Origin of the sequence: Flavivirga algicola (assembly GCF_012910715.1) — a bacterium.
Lineage (GTDB): Bacteria > Bacteroidota > Bacteroidia > Flavobacteriales > Flavobacteriaceae > Flavivirga > Flavivirga algicola.
The window spans coordinates 92,728-116,066 of record NZ_JABBHF010000006.1; the positions used below are offsets into that span (position 1 = coordinate 92,728).

General features: G+C 32.9%; 19 protein-coding genes. 15 read left to right on the forward strand and 4 right to left on the reverse strand.

All coding sequences use genetic code 11. The features are described from left to right. The first annotated feature begins 33 nt into the window (after positions 1-33). Positions 34-1,797, forward strand: a complete 1,764-nt coding sequence (sppA, locus tag HHX25_RS11515; RefSeq protein ID WP_169673330.1) for a signal peptide peptidase SppA — start codon at positions 34-36, stop codon at positions 1,795-1,797. Between the two features lie 228 nt (positions 1,798-2,025). Continuing rightward, the gene (locus tag HHX25_RS11520; RefSeq protein WP_169673333.1) at positions 2,026-5,523 is read left to right on the forward strand and encodes a VIT domain-containing protein; all 3,498 of its coding nucleotides are present in this window, start codon (positions 2,026-2,028) and stop codon (positions 5,521-5,523) included. Positions 5,524-5,642: 119 nt separating this feature from the next. Here HHX25_RS11520 and HHX25_RS11525 read toward each other — a convergent pair whose 3' ends face one another. The 3 genes from HHX25_RS11525 to HHX25_RS11535 form a co-directional block, all read right to left on the reverse strand. Next, a complete protein-coding gene (locus HHX25_RS11525) occupies positions 5,643-6,065 on the reverse strand; it encodes a DoxX family protein (protein WP_169673336.1) in 423 nt (140 codons plus the stop codon). Between the two features lie 69 nt (positions 6,066-6,134). Beyond that, the gene (locus HHX25_RS11530; protein WP_169673339.1) at positions 6,135-8,129 is read right to left on the reverse strand and encodes a DUF3352 domain-containing protein; all 1,995 of its coding nucleotides are present in this window, start codon (positions 8,127-8,129) and stop codon (positions 6,135-6,137) included. Positions 8,130-8,162: 33 nt separating this feature from the next. Continuing rightward, entirely contained in the window at positions 8,163-9,791 is a 1,629-nt protein-coding gene (locus HHX25_RS11535; protein WP_169673342.1) for an acyl-CoA carboxylase subunit beta, read from the reverse strand. Between the two features lie 181 nt (positions 9,792-9,972). On the opposite strand from HHX25_RS11535, the gene HHX25_RS11540 reads away from it, so the two are divergent. The 6 genes from HHX25_RS11540 (at position 9,973) to ettA (ending at position 14,901) form a co-directional block, all read left to right on the forward strand. Continuing rightward, positions 9,973-10,503 carry an NADPH-dependent FMN reductase gene (locus tag HHX25_RS11540; RefSeq protein WP_169673345.1) on the forward strand — a complete coding sequence of 177 codons (531 nt, stop codon included), beginning with the start codon at positions 9,973-9,975 and terminating at the stop codon, positions 10,501-10,503. 41 nt (positions 10,504-10,544) lie between these two features. Beyond that, positions 10,545-10,982: a MarR family winged helix-turn-helix transcriptional regulator gene (locus HHX25_RS11545; RefSeq protein WP_169673348.1), complete on the forward strand. Its 438-nt coding sequence runs from the start codon at positions 10,545-10,547 to the stop codon at positions 10,980-10,982. Positions 10,983-11,064: 82 nt separating this feature from the next. Further along, entirely contained in the window at positions 11,065-11,937 is an 873-nt protein-coding gene (locus HHX25_RS11550; protein WP_169673351.1) for a pirin family protein, read from the forward strand. A 73-nt stretch (positions 11,938-12,010) separates the two neighbouring features. Beyond that, complete coding sequence (locus tag HHX25_RS11555; RefSeq protein WP_169673354.1) at positions 12,011-12,727, forward strand: pirin family protein; 717 nt, start codon at positions 12,011-12,013, stop codon at positions 12,725-12,727. Positions 12,728-12,953: 226 nt separating this feature from the next. Then, on the forward strand, positions 12,954-13,136 hold the full coding sequence (locus HHX25_RS11560; RefSeq protein ID WP_135877986.1) for a CAL67264 family membrane protein: 183 nt from the start codon (positions 12,954-12,956) through the stop codon (positions 13,134-13,136). 73 nt (positions 13,137-13,209) lie between these two features. Then, positions 13,210-14,901 carry an energy-dependent translational throttle protein EttA gene (gene ettA, locus HHX25_RS11565; RefSeq protein WP_169673357.1) on the forward strand — a complete coding sequence of 564 codons (1,692 nt, stop codon included), beginning with the start codon at positions 13,210-13,212 and terminating at the stop codon, positions 14,899-14,901. A 227-nt stretch (positions 14,902-15,128) separates the two neighbouring features. Here ettA and HHX25_RS11570 read toward each other — a convergent pair whose 3' ends face one another. Beyond that, the gene (locus tag HHX25_RS11570) at positions 15,129-15,323 is read right to left on the reverse strand and encodes a hypothetical protein (RefSeq protein WP_169673360.1); all 195 of its coding nucleotides are present in this window, start codon (positions 15,321-15,323) and stop codon (positions 15,129-15,131) included. Between the two features lie 356 nt (positions 15,324-15,679). On the opposite strand from HHX25_RS11570, the gene HHX25_RS11575 reads away from it, so the two are divergent. The 7 genes from HHX25_RS11575 to HHX25_RS11605 all read left to right on the forward strand — a co-directional run bounded on the left by HHX25_RS11575 (position 15,680) and on the right by HHX25_RS11605 (position 23,317). Continuing rightward, positions 15,680-17,026: a coiled-coil domain-containing protein gene (locus tag HHX25_RS11575; protein WP_169673364.1), complete on the forward strand. Its 1,347-nt coding sequence runs from the start codon at positions 15,680-15,682 to the stop codon at positions 17,024-17,026. A 222-nt stretch (positions 17,027-17,248) separates the two neighbouring features. Continuing rightward, positions 17,249-18,310 (forward strand): hypothetical protein, encoded by a 1,062-nt coding sequence (locus tag HHX25_RS11580; protein WP_169673368.1) that lies wholly within the window; start codon positions 17,249-17,251, stop codon positions 18,308-18,310. A gap of 83 nt (positions 18,311-18,393) precedes the next feature. Continuing rightward, positions 18,394-20,355 (forward strand): AAA family ATPase, encoded by a 1,962-nt coding sequence (locus tag HHX25_RS11585; protein ID WP_169673371.1) that lies wholly within the window; start codon positions 18,394-18,396, stop codon positions 20,353-20,355. Further along, entirely contained in the window at positions 20,348-20,932 is a 585-nt protein-coding gene (locus tag HHX25_RS11590) for an NUDIX domain-containing protein (RefSeq protein ID WP_169673374.1), read from the forward strand. The genes HHX25_RS11585 and HHX25_RS11590 overlap by 8 nt, the downstream gene beginning before the upstream one ends. Positions 20,933-21,064: 132 nt before the next feature. Continuing rightward, positions 21,065-22,300: a DUF6638 family protein gene (locus HHX25_RS11595; RefSeq protein ID WP_169673378.1), complete on the forward strand. Its 1,236-nt coding sequence runs from the start codon at positions 21,065-21,067 to the stop codon at positions 22,298-22,300. Positions 22,301-22,380: 80 nt separating this feature from the next. Next, a complete protein-coding gene (locus HHX25_RS11600; RefSeq protein WP_169673381.1) occupies positions 22,381-22,737 on the forward strand; it encodes a four helix bundle protein in 357 nt (118 codons plus the stop codon). 58 nt (positions 22,738-22,795) lie between these two features. Next, positions 22,796-23,317 (forward strand): hypothetical protein, encoded by a 522-nt coding sequence (locus tag HHX25_RS11605; RefSeq protein WP_169673384.1) that lies wholly within the window; start codon positions 22,796-22,798, stop codon positions 23,315-23,317. Positions 23,318-23,339: the final 22 nt, after the last annotated feature.

Consider the following 23,339-nt stretch of genomic DNA (forward strand, 5'->3'; position numbering starts at 1 on the left):
TTACCCTTTAAACACAAATAGAAAATAGAGATTATGAATTTTATTAGACGTGTCTTATCAACAGTAACAGGTATCATTGTATTTTTTGTTATCTGCTTTTTTGGGTTATTATTAATTGGGCTATTGTTTGGGTCTTCATCCGACGAAGTAATCCAGGTAAGATCAAACTCTGTTTTAGAATTAACATTAGATTTCCCTATAAGAGATTATGCCGATAAGACCGAATTCGTAGAATACCCGTTTTTAAACGAAGATGAAAAAAACGGCTTATTTAATATTATAGATGCCATACATTATGCTGCAAATGATAATAAAATTAAGGGTATTTCAATAGATAACAATTTTATTATTGCAGGGATATCACAAATAAAAGCTTTGAGAAATGCTTTGTTGAAGTTTAAGGAGTCTGGAAAATTTATAGTAGCATATGCAGATATTTATACGCAAAAAGATTATTACTTAAGTTCTGTTGCCGATACAATTTATATGAACCCTGTTGGTATGATGGAGTTTAAGGGATTATACTCAGAACGTTTGTACTATAAAGATTTTCAGGAGAAATCGGGTTTCAAGATGGAAGTGGTGCGATTTGGAAAATACAAAAGTGCGGTAGAACCTTATTTAGCTAATGAAATGAGTGATGAAAACAGGGAACAGGTTTTTGTTTATTTAAATGGCCTTTGGAATGAGATAAAACAGGATATTTCAAAAAGCAGAGGTATTACTTCAGAGCGCTTAAACATCATTGCAGACAGTTTGTTAGGCAGAACTGCCAAATTAGCTAAAACATCTCAACTTATAGACCGAATCGCGTATCATGATGAGTATGTTAATGCTATGAAACATGCTGTTGGCATTGATACCAACGAAGATTTGGAATCCATCGCTATTGCAGATTATTCAGTTTACGCAGCTAATAAATCAACATCCTATAGAAGTAAAAACAAAATAGCGGTCATTTATGCTGAAGGTGATATTATTTATGGTGAAGGTGATGAAAAAAATGTAGGACATGGCATTATGAACGCTTCATTAAAAGAAGCTAGAGAAGACGATAAAATAAAAGCCATTGTCTTACGAATAAACTCTCCTGGAGGAAGTGCTTTAGCAAGTGAATTAATTTGGAGAGAAATAGAGTTGACCAAAAAAGTAAAGCCCGTTATAGTATCTATGGGGGATGTTGCGGCATCCGGGGGGTATTACATAGCATGTAATGCCGATAAAATTATTGCAGAATCAACAACAATCACAGGCAGTATTGGTGTGTATGGCATGTTACCAAATGGAAAACAATTAGCAGATAAAATCGGTATTAACGCCGAACAGGTGGTTACTAATAAAAATGCAGTGACATATAGCTTTTTTGAGCCTTTAAATGATGAGCAACGTGCTTTTATTAAAGAAGGAATTGTTGATATTTATGAACTGTTTACAGGTCGTGTTGCCGAGGGGCGCAGGATGAATCAAGATGATGTAAAAGCCATTGCCCAGGGGCGTGTTTGGACTGGTGTAGATGCCTTAAACAATGGGCTGGTAGATGAACTGGGCGGACTGGATTTAGCACTGCAAAGAGCCTCTGAAGTTGCCGATGTTGAAGATTATAATATTGAAGAGTTTCCTGTTTATGAAAAAAATCTTGATGAAATGCTAAATGATCTAGGTTTGGTAAAAGCTAAAGAAACGATTCTAAAAGAAGAACTGGGAGAGGAAAATTATAGGGTTTTAAAAGAAATAAAATCGATGTCTGAGAAAAAAGGCATTCAATTATTATTTCCTTATAGCTTGGAAATTAAATAGATTCGATATTTGTCATTCCTGCGAAAGCAGGAATCCACTGGTTTACAAAATACTTTACATAGATGTAACAAGTGATCTCTAGGATTCAAAATATAATATTTTAAAAAGGGTAGACAAAAGTTTACCTTTTTTTGTGCCTTACTCATTCAAAAGGGCACTTCACTCAATGTTGGTTTTATACGAAGGTGTTAGGGGGTAGTTTTATGCAGAACTTTAAAATCAACCATCATGAAAGCATTATTGAAAGTTATTTTTTTACTAGGCGTTTCTATACAATTGCAAGCACAGGAAATTCCAAAAGTTATACTTAAAGATTCTACATCACTTAAGCTCTTAGAACTGCATATTAAAACAAATATTACTGGGAATGTTGCGACTACAACCTACAATATGAAGTTTTATAATGCAACAGACCAAGTTTTAGAAGGTGAATTATCTTTTCCATTGGGGCAAGGGCAATCGGTTATTGATTTTGCTATGGATGTTAATGGCGAATTAAGACATGCAGTGATAGTAGAAAAAGAATTAGGACGTATTGCTTATGAAAGTACTGTAAGGCAAACTATAGATCCAGGGTTATTAGAAATGACTAAGGGTAATAATTACAAAGCACGAGTTTATCCTATTCCAGCTAATGGATTTAAGGAAATTCAAATAACCTATGAGCAAGTACTTTTTGCAAATAATAAATTACATGTTTATTATTTACCTCTAAATTTTAAAAATAATTTATCAAAATTTTCAATAAATATAAAGGCTTATGATAAAAAGCATATAGAAATTGTTGATGCAAAAAACTATATGGATTTTAAATTTTCAGAAGGAAAACAGAACATTAAAACAGCTTCTTTTAAAGCTGAAAATTACACCCCAAATACTCCAATTAATATTGAATTACAATTAGAGAACTCAAAAAGTATAACAACTTATAATGATTACTTTAATCTATATAAAGTGTTTGAAACTAAGCAAATACAGAAGGAAAAACCAAAATCGATTACTATTTTATGGGATGCATCTTATTCTATGGAGTATAGAAATCTGAAGAAAGAGTTAGAGCTTTTAAATCTATATATTAAATATTTAAATGATGTTAAAATAGAGTTTGTGTCTTTTAATAATAAAGTTAATAAATCGAAGAATTTCGAAATAGTGAACGGTAATTGGGAGTTACTTAATAATGAAATTAAAAGTATTGTTTACGACGGAGGTACTTCTTTTGTTGATTTAAATAAATATAGAGCTGATGAATATTTATTATTCACAGATGGCATGGACAATTTAGGAAGTTTAAATAAAGTAAAAGTTCCTGTTTACACTATAAATGCCGTTACCTCAGCGAATCATAATAAACTTCAAAAAATAGCAACACAGTCGGCAGGTAATTATGTGAATCTTTCAATAAAATCAGTTGATTTAGCATTCAGCTTATTGATAAACGAGACATATCAATTTCTTGGAATCACTAAGAATGATCATGTTTTCGATGTATATCCAATTAAAAACACAAATGTAGCGCAAGATTTTTCATTGTCAGGTAGATTTAAAGAAGCCACTGAAATTGAATTATTGTTTGGTTATAATAATAAAATAACAGATAGGTTTAAAATTGATTTGAATAAAACAAGTAGTAATCCAATTGTAAAAAGGTTATGGGCAAAACAAAAATTAGAATATTTAAGAGGCAAAAAGCTTAAGACAGAAATAATAAAATTAGCCAAAAAGTACCATTTATTAACCAACTATACATCTATGATTATCCTTGATAGAATTGAAGATTATGTTAGGTATAGAATTGAACCACCAAAAGAGTTAAAAGAAGAATATAAAAGACGTTTAGAACTTTCTAAAACAAATGACATTGAACGATTAGAAGATTTAAATGATAGAAGAGAAGAGCTTAAAGAAGATTATGCTGATTTAATGAAATGGTACCATACAGATTTTTCAAAACTAAAAAAACTAAAAAAGGTTGTGAAAAAAGATAATGATAGAGTCTTATTGAACAGAATAAGTGATACACTTAACAATCCAGAAAACAATATAAATAATTCTCTATCCAATCAAATGCCGTTAACTTCTCAAAATCTCAATAGTGTTACTTCTAGTAGAAATAAGGAAATTGATTCAACTAAGCATTTTGTATATGGTGTCATTAAAGATAATAATGGAAGCCCGTTAGTAGGGGCTAATATATACATAAAGAATAAATCAAGAGGAACAACTGCAGATTTTGATGGAGAATATGCTATAAATGCTGACATGGGTGATGTTTTGGTTTATTCATATATAGGTTATATTACGAAAGAGATTGAATTGAACAATGAAAGTATTATTAACATATCATTGGAAGAAGATAGCTCTACGTTAGATGAAATTGTTGTAATTGGCTATGGGACTCAACGAAAAAAATCAATAACAGGATCAGTGAGTGTAGTATCATCAAAAAGTGTTGAAGCTAGTTTGGATAATTCATTTACAAATGCGCTTCAAGGAAAAATTTCTGGTGTTGAAATACAACAAAATTCTGGAATGTCAGGAGGAGGTACATCTATTAAAATCCGTGGTTTGAGCTCAGTTACAGGAGATATGAGCCCTTTATATATAGTAGATGGTGTACCCTACACCAAAGAAGCCCTTCTAGAGATTTCCACTAAAGATATAGACAATATTAGAGTATTAAAGAATGGTTCGGGAAGCTCAATTTATGGTGCTAGAGCAAACAATGGAGTTATTATAATATCTACCAAAGAAGGCTTAGAAACGAATTCTGATAAAATTGAAGAATTAAACAAGAAAATAGACGAAGAAATACAATTTAAACCATGGACTCCTAAGGCTTCATATTTAGAAGAAATATCAAAAACATATAGTAAAAATGAAGCTTTCAATAAATATATAGAATTAAGAAAAAAGTATAAAAACACACCAACTTTTTTTATTGATGTAGCCGAGTTTTTTGAATCTATTAATGAGAATGAATTAGCAATTCAAATAATTACCAACCTTGTTGAGATCGATATAGATAATCATGAACTTATGAAGGCTTTAGGTTATAAGTTAGAAAGTTTTGGAATGAATCATTTAGCAGTTCATGTATATAAAGAAATTTTGGAATTAAGACCAGAAGAACCTCAATCCTATAGAGATTTAGCTTTGGCTTATGAAAATATAGGAGAGTATCAGAAAGCTTTTGATTTATTATATAAGATTATTTATGGTGATTTACTTGAAAAAGATGAAGATGAACGTTTTCACGGAATTGAGCAAATAGCTTATGTAGAAGCTTGTCATATAGTAACTAAGTATAGTAAAAAATTAAAATTAAATTATGATCAAAAACGATTGATTAAAAATTTAAAAATTGATGTAAGGGTGGTTGTAGATTGGAATCATAACGATACAGATTTAGATCTTTGGGTGGAAAATCCGAATGCAGAAAAAATTCTTTATAGTAATAAAAACTCTAAAGATGGGGGGAGGCTGTCAGAAGATATGATGGATGGGTATGGGCCTGAGGAGTTTATGATCAAGAAAGCGTTTCAAGGAGATTATAATGTGTTAATAGATTATTATGCAGATGAAGTTCAAAAAATTTCAGGACCAACGACATTAAAAGTTACAATGTTCACTAATTATGGAAGCAAAAGTGAAACTAAAAAAGTGAAAATATTAAGATTGGATAAAGAAGAAGATGAACTTGAAGTCGGAAAAATAAAATTTTAAAAAAGAGCTATCTAAAAAATACTCAAAAGTAAAAATTGTTATATCGAGCGCAATCGAGATCTTAAAAAGTTTTCGATTGCGCTTAAACTAATATTTAGATTTAATTTTCAGAACTTTGTTTATTTCTGCATTTTAAAATAATAATCCAAGGAGTTCTTTCCAGAGCCATATAGTAAGAAAAAAGCACAAACCAATAGGGTTATAATAGCTAAGATTAAATTATTAGAATTCATTTCTCCAGCAAAATTTATCGCAATGGCACCAATTAAAATAGGGAGTTGGGCAATAACGACCCATCTGGTCAATAGGCCAAAAGCAATTAAAATACCACCAATAAAATGAACAGGTGCTACATAATGAATAACAACCATGCCCCCTGCTAAATTTTGTATTGGTTTAAATAGCTCCATCAGCATCGAGCTGTCAGACATAAAACTAATGCCTTTAATAAATAAAAAGACACCAAGAGCGACACGAAGTAAATCAAGTGGTAAATAGGTATGCGCATTTGCCCACTTGTTGAGTGTTTTTATTGTTCCCATGATTGAAAAAAGTTTAGTTATCAATCTATAAGATACATAATTTTCGTGAGAAAATGAAAATATATAGCTTCAAAACCGCTTTTTAAATACTAAGTTCTCATCAAAATTATAAACACGCCAAGTGCCTTTTTGTTCATCCTTAGAATACTTTCCAGAGATTTTAAGCTTACCATTCCTATAATACTCTTTATAGTTTCCATGTTTTAATCCATCCTTTAGTTCTACAGAAAATCTAGTTTTTCCATTAGAATGTTTTTTTACAAACTCTTTAGCGGTTAAATCTGTAGGGAAAATTTCAGGAATATTAAAAACTGTTTCTTTGTTTAAATTTTCTTCTGTAATTTCTATGATTCGAAGTGGCTTGTTTGGTTTTAGTAGTGTACTTGTATCAGTAAAATTATATTTCGTTTTTACAATACTAGGATCTTCATAATCGATCACTATTTTACTTTCAAAAAAATCTTTTTCTGGGGTTAACTGAATACCAATTTGAGGAAAACAAATAAAATAATCTTTATTCGTTCTTAGTTGATTTTTTGTATTCGTGTCTACAAAATTGTACGCACTGTTGTACAAATAAGGAGCATTGATATAAGAGAAAACACTACATCTACTATCGAATGCATCGTTAAAGTCGTTATAAGCTTCAAAAGAGTCCAGGGTTTCTTCATTTGTATAACTACTTATAATGCTCTTTAAAGTATTAGGATGATTACTAAACACAACATAATCTTCTATTATCGTAAAATAAGGCTTATCAATCTCTTTGAACAAGTTTCCTATAAGGAGCTTAAAAAAGCCTTTAATGGACATGAAATTGATAGGATAGCCCTTATAATTAACTTCTTTGAATTTTACAGGACTCCGTTTTCGTATTTGCTCTAAAATAAAATCTAAGTTTTGTTTGGCTTTTTTACGATTATTGGTTTTTAAAACAACAGCAACATCTTTTTTAGATTGAGATACTGTGGAGTGGAGTTGGAGTAGTGCAATTTCATCATCAATCCAACTCATAAAGTGTTCCTTTAGATCAATTTTTAAAAAGTTTTCTACTTTTTCTATGCCGTCTAAATAGCTTTTAAATTGTTCTGGGTTTTCTTTTTGAATCGATTCAAAATTATTATAAAATTCATTAAAGCTGCTAAATGAAAAACTTAAATAAAGAGCTGTTTGTTTTGGAGCAACTTTACTAATGGTGCGTGTACTTTTTCCAGATTTTTTCAGAGCTTTCAAGTATGCTGTTGCTTTATCGTTAGAATTTGTAATACCGTTTGCTATAATGGTATTGTCATCCAAATCAAAGCTAAAACCGCTAAATTCTAAGCTGTTGCTCAACGTCTTTCCAAGGTAACCAGAGTCATTCGAAAATACTTCAATAAAATCATCTAGATATTCATATTGAAAATACAAACGAAACATATCATTGTATCCAACTTCTTTACTGACTTCCAAAAAATTAAGATCACGGCCAATATCAGGTTCTAAATATTGATCTATCGAAGCTTCAACTAGCGTATGTACATAAGACACGATCATTTGATTTTGTATAAAGCTAATGTATAATGTCTCACGAGTTTTTGTATCGTAAACTTCGGTTATTTGGTGCTCATGGTATTTGCGTCTACTTACTTTGAAATTATCGCTAACAATGGTATTTAAATGATTTTTTAACACATTTAGTTTTGCTATTTTTTGTAAATCGATCACATAGAAAAAATCATATTTTCTTGGCGTATAAATATGAGCAGATATTAATATTTCCCGATCTCCAAACCTTTTAAAGGTACTTTCATCTTGTTTAAAAATAGTATCAAGTTTATTAAGACTTTCGGCAAGGCTGTTAAAATAGGTATTTGTGTTTAAATGCTTCCAAATATCGCTTTTGCTTATAGTATTCCAATTGTCAATTGGCTTCTGACTTTCAATAATGTAAACAGCATCTTTTGGAACTAAATAGATAGATTTTATATTGTCATTATTGTCAATATAGAAGGCATAAATTAAGTATAGTGCATAACTAGCAAGAAGTAAAATTAGTAATCTTACAATAGTCTTTTTTTTCATGATCTAAACAAATTTGGGGTTGGGAATGTTTCATTATACCTGCAGAACGCCTAAATTAAATGGTTTTTCAATAGGGGCATGGTTGGCAGCTTCAATTCCCATACTAATCCAATTTCTGGTATCTAAGGGATTGATAATAGCATCTGTCCAAATACGAGCTGCTGCATAATATGGAGATACTTGGTTGTCGTATCGATCTTTTATTTTGTTAAAAAGTTCAGTTTCTTTTTCAGGGGTAATTTTTTCGCCTTGCTTTTCTAACGAAGCTTTTTCAATTTGCAACAACACTTTGGCTGCCGAATTACCACTCATAACAGCAAGTTCTGCACTTGGCCATGCAACGATGAATCTGGGATCATAAGCCTTTCCACACATCGCATAATTACCCGCTCCGTAGCTATTACCAATAACAATCGTGAACTTCGGAACCACAGAATTACTAACTGCATTTACCATTTTAGCGCCATCTTTAATAATACCACCATGTTCACTCTTGCTACCAACCATAAAACCAGTGACATCTTGTAAAAATACTAATGGGATTTTTTTCTGATTACAGTTCGCAATGAAACGTGTTGCCTTGTCTGCACTATCATTATAAATAACGCCTCCAAATTGCATTTCACCTTTTTTTGTTTTTACGAGTTTACGCTGATTGGCTACAATGCCTACTGCCCAGCCATCTATCCTGGCATAGCAAGTAATAATGGTTTGTCCATAACCAGCCTTATATTCATCAAATTCCGAATTATCAACCAATCGCTTTATAATCTCATACATATCGTATTGATCTGCTCTGGATTTAGGCAAAATACCATAAATTTCTTCGGGATTTTCTTTTGGCTTTTTAGAGTCACTTCTATTAAAACCAGCCTTATCATAATCGCCAATTTTATCAATAATATTTTTAATAGTATTTAAAGCGTCTTTATCATCTTTTGCCTTGTAATCTGTCACTCCAGAAATTTCACAATGCGTTGTGGCTCCTCCTAAAGTTTCGTTATCAATAGTTTCACCAATGGCAGCTTTTACTAAGTAACTACCAGCAAGGAAGATACTCCCCGTTTTGTCGACGATTAAAGCTTCATCACTCATAATAGGTAAATAAGCCCCTCCAGCAACACAACTTCCCATGACAGCAGCAATTTGAGTAATGCCCATGCTGCTCATAACCGCATTGTTTCTAAAAATGCGTCCAAAATGTTCCTTATCTGGAAATATTTCATCCTGCATGGGTAAATAAACACCAGCAGAATCCACTAAATAAATTATAGGAAGTTTATTTTCAATAGCTATTTCCTGGGCTCGTAAATTCTTTTTTCCAGTTATAGGGAACCAGGCACCAGCTTTAACTGTAGCATCGTTAGCCACGACAATACATTGTTTTCCTTTAATATAGCCAATCTTCACCACAACACCTCCTGATGGACATCCACCATGATCTGTATACATATCTTCTCCAGCAAAAGCACCAACTTCGATAGATTTAGATTTGGCATCTAATAGATAATCGATACGTTCCCTAGCTGTCATTTTTCCCTTGGCATGGAGTTTTTCAATGCGCTTTTTGCCACCACCAAGACTTACTTTTGCTAGACGTTTGTTTAATTCGGAGAGTAAGAGTTTATTGTGATCTTCGTTTTTATTGAAGTTAATATCCATGTATGATTAGTTTGTTGCTAATGTACAAAAGTTGACATTCCTGTAAAAATAGAAATTCTATATAAAGTACATGTATTTTGATTTTTGTTAATGAAATCACAAAATATATAACATGGAATTAGTTTCCTTGGAAACTAAATATTTTTATTCTATATTTGTACTATTAAAATAATTTATACTTATGAAAAACATTATAGCATTTGCAGGAACCAATAGTAAAAAATCGATAAACAAGAAATTAGCAACCTATGCATCAAGTCTAGTTGAAGGTGTGGAAGTTGATATTTTAGATTTAAACGATTTTGAATTACCTTTATATGGTATCGATTACGAAATTGATCACGGTATACCAGACAACGCTCATAAATTTTTAGACATAATAAAATCATCCGATGGTATCATTTTATCATTAGCAGAGCATAATGGTGTTTATTCCACAGCATTTAAAAACCTATTTGATTGGATGTCTCGAATTGATGGTAAATTATGGAGTGAGAAACCCATGTTATTGATGGCGACTTCACCTGGAGGTAGAGGAGGCGCGACTGTTCTGGATATTGCCAAAGGACGCTTTGGGTATATGGGCGGGAATATAGTTGCAGACTTTTCATTTCCATCATTTAATGATAATTTTTCTGAAGGAAAAATAACAAACGAAGTACTAAATTCCGATTTAAAGAATAAAGCTGTAACATTTCAGAAAGCACTGTAATTGTTTGTAAACATTGAAGATTGTTAACTGAATATTTAAATATGGGAGACTTTTCTAAAGATATCAATTCAAAATTTCCAAATAACAGAGTTAAGGCCTTGCTGAACATAATCTATACGGCAAGTTGGATAACAAGTTATCAAAATGATTTCTTTAAACCTTATGGAATTTCTCCTCAACAATACAATATTTTAAGAATACTAAATGGTGCAAAAGAACCTTTAAATGTACAGGTTATAAAAGATAGAATGCTTGAACGTTCTCCTAATGCAACACGGTTAATGGATAAATTATGTGCGAAGGATTATATTAAGCGTTTGCCATCTGAACATGATAGGCGTGTTGTTAAAATTGTTATCACAGACAAGGGGAAACAACTTTTGAAGTCTATTCCTCAAAACATAAATAGAGATTTATTAAAAAACTTAAATGAAGAAGAAGCAGAACAATTAAGCAATTTGCTAGATAAAATGCGATAGACTTTGCATTTTTTTAAACAAATAGTTTCCATGGAAAATAAAAAACTTTTTCAAGGAAATAAAAAAACAATAGATATAACTCATGAAATCAAATACAATAAAGGCAATAAGTAGAAGCGATTTTGTTAATATGGGACCCATACAATTAAGACAGCCATTACCAAGCCGAAATATAGACATGGTTGATCCATATATATTATTACACCATTATGGTCCTTATGAAATTTCTGAAGATAATAACCCATTTGATCTAGGGCCACATCCACATCGTGGTTTCGAACCCATTACATTTTTAATTCAAGGAGAACAATTACACAGAGACTCCTTAGGTAATGAAAGTATAGTTAAAGCAGGTGACGTGCAATGGACCACTGCTGGGCGTGGCATCATTCATGCCGAGGGGCCAGCAAAAGGCTTTGTACAAAAAGGCGGTATTCTTGAAGGAATCCAATTATGGCTGAATTTACCAGCAGAAAAGAAAATGATTCCTGCCAATTATCAACATGCAAAAAATGAGGAATTTAATATCCTCAATTCTGAAGATGATAAAGTGAAAATTCAAATAATTGCAGGTGAATTAGAAGGGGCTTATGGAAAGATAAGTACACAAACACCTGTAAATACTTATATGATTGATATTGAGGCAGGAGGAGAGTACTTTATTGAAGTGCCTAAAACACATCAGTCCATGTTATATTTATTAAATGGAGAAGCGCTAATTAACAGTTCAGAAGTTTTGAAACTTGATAAAAACCAATTAATTCAGTTTAATCAAGATGGTGACGGATTTTCTGTTAAAGGCCATGAAACAAGTAAATTGCTATTTCTTTCAGGCGAACCTTTTAATGAGAAAGTAGCAACTTATGGACCGTACGTTATGAATACACAAACAGAAATCATGGAAGCCATGCGGGATTATCAAATGGGCAAAATGGGGTTTCTTCCAGCAAATTAAATAGCTTACAAAACGAAGTCATTAAATAAATGAGATTCCCTCTTACGAGGGAATGCAAAAATATACTATAACAATGAAAACAATAATTCACAAAGCAGATACCAGAGGGTATGCCAATCATGGTTGGCTAAAATCTCATCACACATTTAGTTTCGCAGGTTACCAAGATGCAGAACGCATGAATTTTGGCGCACTCCGTGTGCTTAATGATGATGTTGTACAGCCAAAAATGGGGTTCGGAACACATCCACATCAAAATATGGAAATTATTTCAATTCCTTTAAAAGGAGCATTGTCTCATAAAGACAGTATGGGAAATAAACGGGCTATTGAAGTAGGGGAAATACAAGTAATGAGTGCAGGTACAGGTTTGACACATTCCGAGTTTAACGATAGCAAAACAGATGATGTTAACTTTTTACAACTTTGGATTATTCCAGAGACACTTAATGTCACGCCCAATTATGAACAAAGAAAGTTTGATATTCTAGATCAAAAGAATAATTTGCAAACTCTAGTAGCTCCTAAAGACAAGTTAGAAGGCGATGCATTGCCTATTAGCCAACAAGCATATATATATCGCTCAGATTTAGATTCAGGGCATGAGATTATGACACCTCTGAAAAATAAAAACAATGGTTTCTATATATTTTTAATTGAAGGTGAAATTGAAGTTGGAGGGCAAATACTTGAAAATAGAGATGCCATAGGAATTTATGAAACAGATCAAGTTATAATAAAATCGAATGTAAATTCTAAAATACTAATTATAGAAGTACCAATGAATTGATTTTTTAAAAGTTTAAACCAGTTCAATAAGAAAGCATCCTGAAAAGGATGTTTTTTTTATTTAAAAATACGATATTTGCTGCTCTAACTGCGCAAAGGATAGAAAACAGTGTCTTTTTTAGAATATTTAACGTGCTATATGTTAAATATTAGAATAATCTAAAAGATACCGTAATATACCTAACCTTGGGTAACTAAAGGCTGCGCCCAAAATGAAATAGATTATTATGGCAATGAATAAAAACACTGTGTTGGCCTGGGCCACATGGGTAATGATTTTTGTAGGATTAGCATTGATTGGTTTAGGAGCTTTTAGATATGATGATGTTGCAGGCTGGGGCTTTGCTGCTGTAGGAGTAGGCTTTTTTGCTAATGCATGGGTATTTAATGCTTTAAAAGGAAGAGTTTGATTTTTTTCTGTTTTTTAATTGAAAATTTTTTACATATTATAAAGTCTGACGACTATAAACCAAATTACTGATAATGAGTGACGATAAAAAAGTAATTTTCTCAATGTCTGGTTTAACCAAGACATTTCAAGGTGCCAATACGCCCGTATTAAAAAATATTTATTTAAGCTTCTTTTACGGAGCTAAAATTGGGATTTTAGGGCTTAACGGCTCTGGTAAATCTACGTTGTTAAAAATTATAGCAGGTGTAGATAAAAGTTATCAAGGTGATGTAACATTTTTACAAGATTACTCTGTTGGGTTTTTAGAACAGGAACCAAAATTAGATGATAACAAGACTGTGATGGAAGTGGTACGAGAAGGTGCTGCCGAAACTGTTGCCATTCTTGATGAGTATAATAAGATTAACGATATGTTTGGTTTGGAAGAAGTATATTCCGATCCTGACAAAATGGAAAAATTAATGAACCGTCAGGCTGAGCTTCAAGACCAAATTGATGCCGCTAACGCCTGGGAGTTGGATACTAAGCTAGAAATAGCCATGGATGCATTACGCACACCAGACGGCGATAAGAAAATTGGTGTACTTTCTGGTGGAGAGAGGCGTCGTGTTGCTCTATGTCGTTTACTTTTACAAGAACCGGACGTGTTATTATTAGATGAGCCAACAAACCACTTAGATGCAGAATCTGTACATTGGTTAGAGCATCATTTAGCTCAATATAAAGGTACTGTGATAGCAGTAACGCATGATAGATACTTTTTGGATAATGTAGCGGGTTGGATTTTAGAATTGGATAGAGGTGAAGGGATTCCGTGGAAAGGAAATTATTCTTCTTGGCTAGACCAGAAATCAAAGCGCTTGGCGCAGGAAAGTAAAACGGCTTCAAAACGTCAGAAAACTTTAGAACGCGAGTTAGAGTGGGTAAGACAAGGAGCTAAAGGACGTCAGACTAAACAAAAGGCGCGTTTAAAGAACTACGATAAGTTAATGAGTCAAGATCAAAAACAACTTGACGAAAAATTAGAAATATATATTCCTAACGGTCCGAGATTAGGAACCAATGTTATTGAGGCTATTACTGTTAGTAAAGGTTATGATGATAAATTGTTATACGACGATTTAAACTTTAACCTGCCTCAGGCGGGTATAGTGGGCGTTATTGGGCCCAATGGTGCTGGAAAAACCACTATTTTTAGAATGATCATGGGAGAAGAAACACCCGACAAAGGTGAGTTTAAGGTAGGGGAAACGGCTCAAATCGCTTATGTAGATCAAAGCCATTCAAATATTGATCCAGAAAAATCGATTTGGCAAAACTTCAGTGACGAACAAGAGTTGGTCATGATGGGAGGTAAGCAGGTAAATTCACGTGCTTACTTAAGTCGTTTTAATTTTTCTGGAAGTGAACAAAATAAGAAAGTTAAGTTGCTTTCTGGAGGAGAAAGAAACCGTTTGCATTTGGCGATGACGCTTAAAGAAGAAGGAAACGTATTGCTTTTAGATGAGCCGACTAACGATCTTGATGTAAATACATTAAGAGCTTTAGAAGAAGGCTTAGAAAACTTTGCAGGCTGTGCAGTCGTTATATCGCACGATAGGTGGTTTTTGGATAGAATATGTACACATATTCTTGCCTTCGAAGGAGATTCTCAAGTATATTTCTTTGAAGGTAGCTTTAGTGATTACGAAGAAAATAAAAAGAAACGTCTTGGTGGCGATTTAATGCCGAAACGCATAAAATATAAAAAACTGGTAAGATAAATTTATAAAACGCCTGCTGAAAAGTGGGCGTTTTTATTTTTTGTAAATATGTCCAGTGCCTAATTTAAAACCAGAAACATCTAAAGCTTCAATAGTTCTTTGGTTTCGATTAAATTTAGTAATCAACTTTTTGCATTGTTTCAATTTGCTGTTAATAGCAAATAGTTAATATCAACATGGGTGAGATCAATACGACTAAAACCAATATAGCTTCCATTATAATTGTTCTAGTTATTATCATACATATGCCCATCTGTAAAATCTTTATAAGCCGCTTCTTCATCTGGCATTTCAGTATCCATATTGTTTAAAGCTTCGTTTTCCTTTTTTAATTTATAGGATTTCCTTACACCTAAAATCAATAAAATAGAGAAGATAACAACAACAATAATTAAAGTTGTTACAATATCAGATTGTTTCATTAAGAGGGGTGCTAGTAACAATGTAATCAAATAGTTAGTTAATATGTCTTGGGTTAATAGCCTCTCAAATATAACAATAATTTATTCATTAGACAATCTAAAAATGCAACATAAAGACATAATAAAATAGTTGATGATAAAAAAGGATGTAACATTTTTATAATATATTATACCAATAATTAAAGAAGGATAAGTTAAAAATCATTTCTCAAATTTTAATTTTAGATTTCCATTTAACTGTCATTACCTTGACAAAGGGAATCAAAAAGTAAACATTTGTTTGCTTTTAAAATTGATTTTTTTTAACGAAATTGCTTAGCTAAATATTTGTACAACTAAAAAACACATCACTCCCTATGTCAGACGATTTTGATTTATTGGAAACCAATTCTAACGAGAAAACAGAGAAAGTAGATGTCAATTGGGGAAAAGCCATAGACACTATGAAATCTAAATTGTCTCAAGAAGATGACCCGGAAGTTCGACAAAAAATACTAAATGCCACTTTAGATGATGTGGTACACATGGCAGAAAAAGATAGAACAACACTCTTAGATGCGATAAAAGACCTTACAGATTATCAAGATGAGGTCGGTATTATTTTCGAAAAATTCTCTTCACTTAATGCTACCGAACAAAAAGTTATTGATGATGCTCAAAAAGCTTTAGAACGTGCTAAAATAGAATTAGAAGATGCCGAAGCAAAGCCAGACACTTGGTGGAACAACCTTTGGGGACGTAAGAGCAAAATCAAAAAAGCCCAAGAAGAACTTCAGGCTGCTGAAAAAACACGTGCTGCTGCCGATAATAAGGCAAAAGCCATGTTTCAGGAACGTATTGAAAGTGCCGATGTACAAACACTGTTAAGTGAATTATCCTACAAATCTCAAGCTGCGGTTGGCAGACTTAAAAATCGTGAAGTAGAGATTAAAGAAGTAGAAGACAAATTGCAAGATGCTATTGTAGAAGCTACAAAAAATCATACAAAGGCTTTAGAAAAGAAGAAAGAGGTAGAGGCCAAGTTGGAAGAGCAATACGCTTTATTAAAACAAGCCCGCCAAGAGCTTGAGGATATAGCAGACAAACAATCTGCAGATTATGCACAAGCCGTTGGTAAAGTAACAACTCTAGAGCAAAAAGTAGAAGAATTAGAAGGTTTAAAGAATGCTTACACGACACTTGCTGCTAGTAAGGATAGTTTTGTGCACAAGCATAATTTAACCATTAAAGTATTAACTTCTTTACGCAGCAATTTACAAACACATCGCGCTAAATTAAAGAGTGATACCGAAGAGCGTTTAAAATATTATGATGGTTATGTAGTTGCATTAAAAGCAAGAACCGATCAGGAATTTGCGGCTATTTTAGAGCATTTAGGGGTGAAAACAGATGAACACATTGGGGAAACCTTAGCATCTATGCATACAGCAAGTGCTAAAGCACGTCAAGATATGATGGATAATATCCCAGTTCACGAAAAAGTAATGCAAGGTGTTTATAGTAGTTATGCCGAGGCTTTACAGGAAATCCGTGCTAAAGATAGTGATATTCAAAAGAATTTTGCAGAGCGCTATGGCATTGATATGAAAGAGATTTTTGAAGATTACTATAAAGTCGATCCCAATAAAGCTTCAGAAGGAGATGGTAACGAACCAGAAGGCCAACCAAAACCAGAAGCTAGTGACGATGATTTGTTATCCTAATATTTATTATTCCCGCGAAAGCGGGAATCTCAATTAAAAGTGAAACTTAAAATTTGATTTTTTGTTACGCCTTGGGATTAAAAACGTTAACTATGCGTAATGCAAGTTAAACATTTAGGTTCCTTGAAATAGTGCGTAGTGAAAGCCTAATTTTTAAAATATAAAATATTAGTGTATTCGTAGCAAAACAGACTATCGAATACTGAACAGAATACTTAATCAATGTCCATAAATCACATCGTAACACCATTAGATTCAGCAGTCCTAGACTCAAAAGATCATTATGTCTTCTATCATAAAATGGTTGATTTTGCTTTTAAAGAGCTTATAGTGGCTGTACAACAACAAAAGATTTGTAATAATCAAGAGGTGCTTTTGTTTAAACAGTATTGCGATTTGTTATTATATTCTATTGAGGCCATGCGTATCAAGTATATGTATGATGAGGAAGATAATATGAAGGTCGATTTAACCTATTCTGGATTTCCAAACTATTTGGAATTTCGGTATTTGTTCAACGATTTAGAATTACGCGACGATTACTTAGGTAGACTAACACCAATAACCACTTTAAAGGAAGAGTTTTTAGATACGCTAATGCGTAAAAAAGAGCCTATTAAAAAAAGCAAATTGTTTCAGGCGGCTTCCATAGTTTATTATTCATCTGTTAAGAAGCAATATATCTTTAATCGTTTTGTGCAAGGCAAGATTATTAGTGCTCCAGAAGAAATAGGTACTAAATACTTAACCAGTTGGAGTTTTTTCGACGTGACTCACAACCGTCCATTTATTTGCTTTATGTATTTCAACTATAATGGAACGGATGTACAAGATTATAAAGATGACATTTACGAAGTTTTAAAAACGACAGCCGATAGAAATATGGCCTTAGATACGATGGCCTATACAATCGATAGGAAACTATCAAAAGTATCACCCAAACTCATAAAACGTATTGATTTGGGACCCATGCACAATGTATTTGCAAAAGATGAAAACGATATCACGCATGTCATTTTAGAAGGTATCGGAAAAAAGGAAATTTCTTTAGAATCGTATGCAATTTCATTAAGAATAGATGAAGTAACATCAGGAAGTGAATTTAAAGAAGGTGGTTTTTTCAGTAAACAAATCCTTCAAAAATGGAACAATATATTTAAGCAGAGTTATGTGTTTGCTCCCCACCGTGTCATTCAACTATTGTATAACAAAACACCAGAGCTTATGAACGATCTAGCCAAACCGCCAGTAGAAATGAGTAGTTTAAAATATACTAAAAAGTAAAATAATAACCAAAGTTTTAGAAGCAACAGTAAGCACTGCAAACTGTGGACGAACACTGTTCACCAAATACAGAACACCAAGAAATGGAACACAACTCAACATTCCCAATAAAGCTAAACGAACTCGATATGCTTCGCGATGAGGCATCTGCCTATTTAAAAAGTATACAATGGGAACAGGGGCAGCGTGCAAAGAATAGAGATGATGATGCTAAAGATGAGTCTATCTTATTATATCTGTCGCGTGCCAATAATGGCAGTAATACTGCTGAGATAACCTCGGTCTCAAAAACCATTTTAGCTTTAAAAAAACGTTTATTACCAGACTCTATAGCCATTCCTATTTATTTGAATCGAACACTATATGCAGTTCAAGAAGGTATTACTTTAGGTATTTGGATTAAAGACAGTTATTATGACTCATCGGGATTATCAAGTTTAAACGAAAACAAATCAGCTTTAGATACTAACGGAAAACGTGAATTTGAAAGCAAAATGCATACGGCTACGGCCTTTATGCTTTTCAGTACGGCTTATAAAATATTAAACGACTTAAAGCCTTATGCGTCTGATGATTTAAGTGTGATGAAGCAAAAGTTTGCTGGTATTCCAGAAGTGTCATTAATGACCCCTTTAAAAGGTATATCTTGTAGTTTGTTTTATTATGACAAATATTTGGGGCATCCAGAAATTATAAAATCTGATAAAGACGTTATTGACTTTACCGTGGTCTATTTTGAAGCCTTGATAGATGAAATTCAACTACGTAAAAGTAGTTTGGAGTATACCGAAACTATAGAGGACAGAACTTATAAATTAGAAAAATCGGAATTTGCTGTTTCAGGTTGGAGCAATGTATTTCAGGGAACTGCAAAAAGTGTTGAGTTCAATAAAATCAAGTTTGAACAAATAGTGGGTAACCGCGATGCCAAGCATTTTTCGCGTCGTTTAACCGAACGCATGTTGAGCTACGATTTCGAGGCTAAAAAAAACCCGTTTCAGGAATTGGGAGGTTTTATGCCCGTTTTTATGGGCTATGGTATTCCTGGAACAGGAAAGAGTATGCTTATAGCGGCCATAGCCACGCGACTTAAGGAACATTGTGATGCTTTAGATATCCCATTTTTATTTCATCCCATGCCAGATACGCTTATAAGCACTTTTCAAGGAGGTTCGGCAGAAAAAATGGTAGAGTGGATGAAACCCATGCAAGATCCTTCAAAATTAATTTTTGCACCTATAGACGATGCAGAAAATAATTTACAGGAACGCACCGCACAAGGTGTTTCGGCGGGTGTAAAAGAAGTCATAGGTGTATTTTTGCGCTATACAGAAGGAGCTTATGCCGTGAACTACGGAAATAGTTCTATCGGCCTCTTTACCAATTTACCCGAAATGCTGGACAAAGCCGTAATCTCACGTGTACAAGGACGGTTTAAAATCGATGGCGCTAGAACAGAGCATGACTTTTTAGATCAAGACCATTTGTGGTGGCGTAAACTGGATGAAACGATGCCAGATTTTGTAAATATGCAAGGTCCAGAAAATTACACCTATTTACAAGACCAAGGACTGGCAAAAAACATGGGAGAAATTCTTAATGTTACCGACAAACCAACTGAAGCGCGTGTGCATGAGATTTACGATAACATAGAAAAACGATTTAGAACAAATGAGCATTTATTCTATGCTAATCTCTATAAAGACATGCAAAAAGCATTTCCATTCTTTTCATCACGCGATGTTAGAAATATTCAAAGTGCTGTGTCATTACGCTTAACAGATTTTGATCTAGAAGATGATTGGTTTAACAATCCAGAGATTTATTTCAAACAAGATTATAAAACCAAGTTTAACATGCTTCAGGAATTGATGCGAGCCAATATGAAAGGCTTGGATTTTTCCGAAATTCGTCGCCAAGAAGTTGTACGCTATTTAGACAATGTAGCAACCATAGCAGATACCGATTTTAAACGAAAAGTAGATGCCAGAGTCAACCAGTTGAATATAGAAACAGAAGCCAGAAAAGTATTTGAAAATGATTGATGAGCAGGTTAAAAATATAGAACATACTTTACTTTCAGATAACTACTACACCTTAAATAAAGTCTCTTTTGATTATTTAATGAAAAGTGGCGAATGGGTAAATCAAATGAGGGAAGTATACGATCGGGGGGATGGTGCTGGAATTTTATTGTACAATAAACGAAAAGGAACCATTATTTTAACCAAACAATTTAGAATGCCCACGTATTTAAACGATAATAAAGATGGTTTTTTGGTTGAGATTGCTGCTGGGATGTTAGACCATGATAGCCCAGAAGCATGTGTTATTAGAGAAACTGAAGAGGAAGTGGGTTATAGGTTAAAAGAAGTAAAAAAAATATACGAAGCCTATTCGTCTCCTGGAGTCATGACCGAAAAGATGCATTTTTTTATCGGTGAATATAGAGATGATATGAAAGTTAATGATGGTGGCGGATTGGAAAGTGAGCATGAAGATATTGAAGTATTGGAAATACCTTTTAAAGAAGCGGTTAATATGCTAAATGCTGGGGAGATTCATGATACAAGAACGATTGTTTTGTTGCAATATGCTTTGATTCATAAGCTATTGGAATAATTTATAGTATTTTAAAATGTCTGGTTGAGTGCAATCGAAACCTATTTTAATAAATAATTATTAATTAATTCGTAGTAAGTAAAATAACAGATTATAATAATAAGATTCCTGCCTGCACAGGAATAGAGAAGCATGCAAAAATTAATAGAGGCCAATTTATACAGAAGCGAACTCATACCTGTGAGCGGAAAACTGGTGGAGCGTTATAATAAATGTTTGGTAAAACTTGGGGTTGCAAAAACGAAGCTAAAGACGTTTCATATAGATGGTATAGGCTGGAGCCCAGAGATTTCAGAAGAAAAAAAAGAAGTACACTATCTAAACAATGGAGATGCCAATGCACATGGTATTATAATCTCTCCGCTTCAAAAAGGAAAACCAGTATATGCGCCTTTTCATACTTTCGATAGAGAAATAATGCAATATGTTTTTAAAACATATGGAGAAAAAATAAACGATATTACCCGAGATTGTGCCATCTGTTTAGATTTCGATCAAGGTATTGACGCTTTTTATGAACCTTTGGATGTTTTAAAATACAATACGGTGACTATAAGCTTTCACTTAATAAATGATCTGATAAACGTTCAAAAAAAGCAATTAGAGCTTATTGAAACCTTCAAAAAGGGGTATAATTTTATTGATGAGAAAATTCACGAACAATTATTAACATCTGCCAAAACTTATGGAGATCTGAGGGATCGGGATCTAGAATTACAAAGTTTGCAGTTTACCACAGATTCTTTTTATACTAAAGCATTTAAAGGAGTTTATGTGTTGCGGGATTTTATTACACCTATAGTTGTTTTTGAAGATGAAGCTTGGCATAAAGAGGCTATTAAGGATACTAATTATCAAGTGCTGATATATCATATTCGCCAACCCGAATTGATGGATAAATTGCGCGATCATGTTATTATAGAATACGATCTGGAAGCTGCAGTACAAACAGAACGTTACGAACGTATTAAAAAGTTTGAAATAACCCAATACCTAGAGGAAACGCAACATCCTATTAAAGACATTTTAAACGATCCTATTTTATATAAAAGCTATCTGAATAAATTAGATATTGAATCTCGAAAAAGAGTCATGAGTGTTGAGCGCTATCTAGAAAAACTAGAAACCAGTAATCAATATAAAATAGCAGACATTGTAGATTTAAAACTATTTGAAGCTTTACACAAGCCGCATTCCTCGTTGGAAGGCAAGCACCAGGATTTAATTTGGAAACTGTTGGTGAATATCTCACCCAAAGATGTGTTATATTGGTATTGGTACGACAAAGAAGATTTTTACGCCAGTTTTAAGTCTTGGGACGAGTCGCTTAAAGAATGGACTATAGAAATTATTCGTAACAAAATTTGATAATTGTAGACAGATTAATTAAAGTGTGAAGTTTGAAGCTAGAAGATGGAAGTTTAATTTTTATGTATAAAATTTAGAATATGAAATTTAAATTTGAAGATTTAATTATTTTGCAAAAAGGAATGAACTTAGGAGAAGAAATGAATGCTTTAGCATATAAATTTCCTAAAGAAGAACTTTATAATTTATCATCACAATTACGTAGAGCTTCAGATTCTATAGCATTGAATATTTCTGAAGGTTCAATTTTACAATCTGGGCCAGAATACAGAAAGTTTTTGGGATATTCAATTCGTTCTCTCGCAGAAGTTGTGACTTGTCTTCATAAAGCAAAAAGGAGAAACTATTTATCAGAAGAAAACTTTGACATATTTTATAAAAACTGTTTTGATTTAATGAATATGACCATAGCATTTAGAAACAAAATAAAGTATTAATAAAGCATGAGTAAGAAACTCCAAGCTTCAAACTTCACGCTTCTAACTAAATAACAACATGGGACTAGAGCTAATAATTTTTATTGCAGCCATATTTTTTGGAGCCTTTCTATATTGGAGAGAATCTAGAAGTAATGGTTTATATCGTTTTTTTAATAAGATTTTTAATTCAAAAGAATTACAGATGAAACCTAACGATAAAAAAGGTTTTGTTTACCAGCAAACATTTTTAGTTCGACTCATTTTTATTGGGTTCCTATTTTTAATAGGTATTGTTATTGTCCGCTTTTTAATTCCAATAGATATTACAACCATTTCAATATTTGCATCTATGATTGTCGGTACGTTGGCTGGGACCTATTTGGCGAATTTTATATTTAAATCTGGTGAAGTTATTGAAGAAAAATCAGAATCGTTAGAAGATATCGTACACGATACCATTGAAAAAGGAAAAGACTTTATTGAAGACTTAAAAACCAAAGAAGTTGAAGAGACTAAGGAAGTAAAAGAAATAGAAGAAACACCTAAAGCAGAAGAAAAGAGTGCTAGAGAACGATTGAAGGATAAGGGGTTGTTGTAATTGCCATTTCTGCGGAGGCAGG

Coding starts and splice junctions, on each gene's coding strand:
- sppA (WP_169673330.1), top strand. CDS start 34: ATGAATTTTATTAGACGTGTCTTATCAACAGTAACAGGTATCATTGTA.
- HHX25_RS11520 (WP_169673333.1), top strand. CDS start 2,026: ATGAAAGCATTATTGAAAGTTATTTTTTTACTAGGCGTTTCTATACAA.
- HHX25_RS11525 (WP_169673336.1), bottom strand. CDS start 6,065: ATGGGAACAATAAAAACACTCAACAAGTGGGCAAATGCGCATACCTAT.
- HHX25_RS11530 (WP_169673339.1), bottom strand. CDS start 8,129: ATGAAAAAAAAGACTATTGTAAGATTACTAATTTTACTTCTTGCTAGT.
- HHX25_RS11535 (WP_169673342.1), bottom strand. CDS start 9,791: ATGGATATTAACTTCAATAAAAACGAAGATCACAATAAACTCTTACTC.
- HHX25_RS11540 (WP_169673345.1), top strand. CDS start 9,973: ATGAAAAACATTATAGCATTTGCAGGAACCAATAGTAAAAAATCGATA.
- HHX25_RS11545 (WP_169673348.1), top strand. CDS start 10,545: ATGGGAGACTTTTCTAAAGATATCAATTCAAAATTTCCAAATAACAGA.
- HHX25_RS11550 (WP_169673351.1), top strand. CDS start 11,065: ATGAAATCAAATACAATAAAGGCAATAAGTAGAAGCGATTTTGTTAAT.
- HHX25_RS11555 (WP_169673354.1), top strand. CDS start 12,011: ATGAAAACAATAATTCACAAAGCAGATACCAGAGGGTATGCCAATCAT.
- HHX25_RS11560 (WP_135877986.1), top strand. CDS start 12,954: ATGGCAATGAATAAAAACACTGTGTTGGCCTGGGCCACATGGGTAATG.
- ettA (WP_169673357.1), top strand. CDS start 13,210: ATGAGTGACGATAAAAAAGTAATTTTCTCAATGTCTGGTTTAACCAAG.
- HHX25_RS11570 (WP_169673360.1), bottom strand. CDS start 15,323: ATGAAACAATCTGATATTGTAACAACTTTAATTATTGTTGTTGTTATC.
- HHX25_RS11575 (WP_169673364.1), top strand. CDS start 15,680: ATGTCAGACGATTTTGATTTATTGGAAACCAATTCTAACGAGAAAACA.
- HHX25_RS11580 (WP_169673368.1), top strand. CDS start 17,249: ATGTCCATAAATCACATCGTAACACCATTAGATTCAGCAGTCCTAGAC.
- HHX25_RS11585 (WP_169673371.1), top strand. CDS start 18,394: ATGGAACACAACTCAACATTCCCAATAAAGCTAAACGAACTCGATATG.
- HHX25_RS11590 (WP_169673374.1), top strand. CDS start 20,348: ATGATTGATGAGCAGGTTAAAAATATAGAACATACTTTACTTTCAGAT.
- HHX25_RS11595 (WP_169673378.1), top strand. CDS start 21,065: ATGCAAAAATTAATAGAGGCCAATTTATACAGAAGCGAACTCATACCT.
- HHX25_RS11600 (WP_169673381.1), top strand. CDS start 22,381: ATGAAATTTAAATTTGAAGATTTAATTATTTTGCAAAAAGGAATGAAC.
- HHX25_RS11605 (WP_169673384.1), top strand. CDS start 22,796: ATGGGACTAGAGCTAATAATTTTTATTGCAGCCATATTTTTTGGAGCC.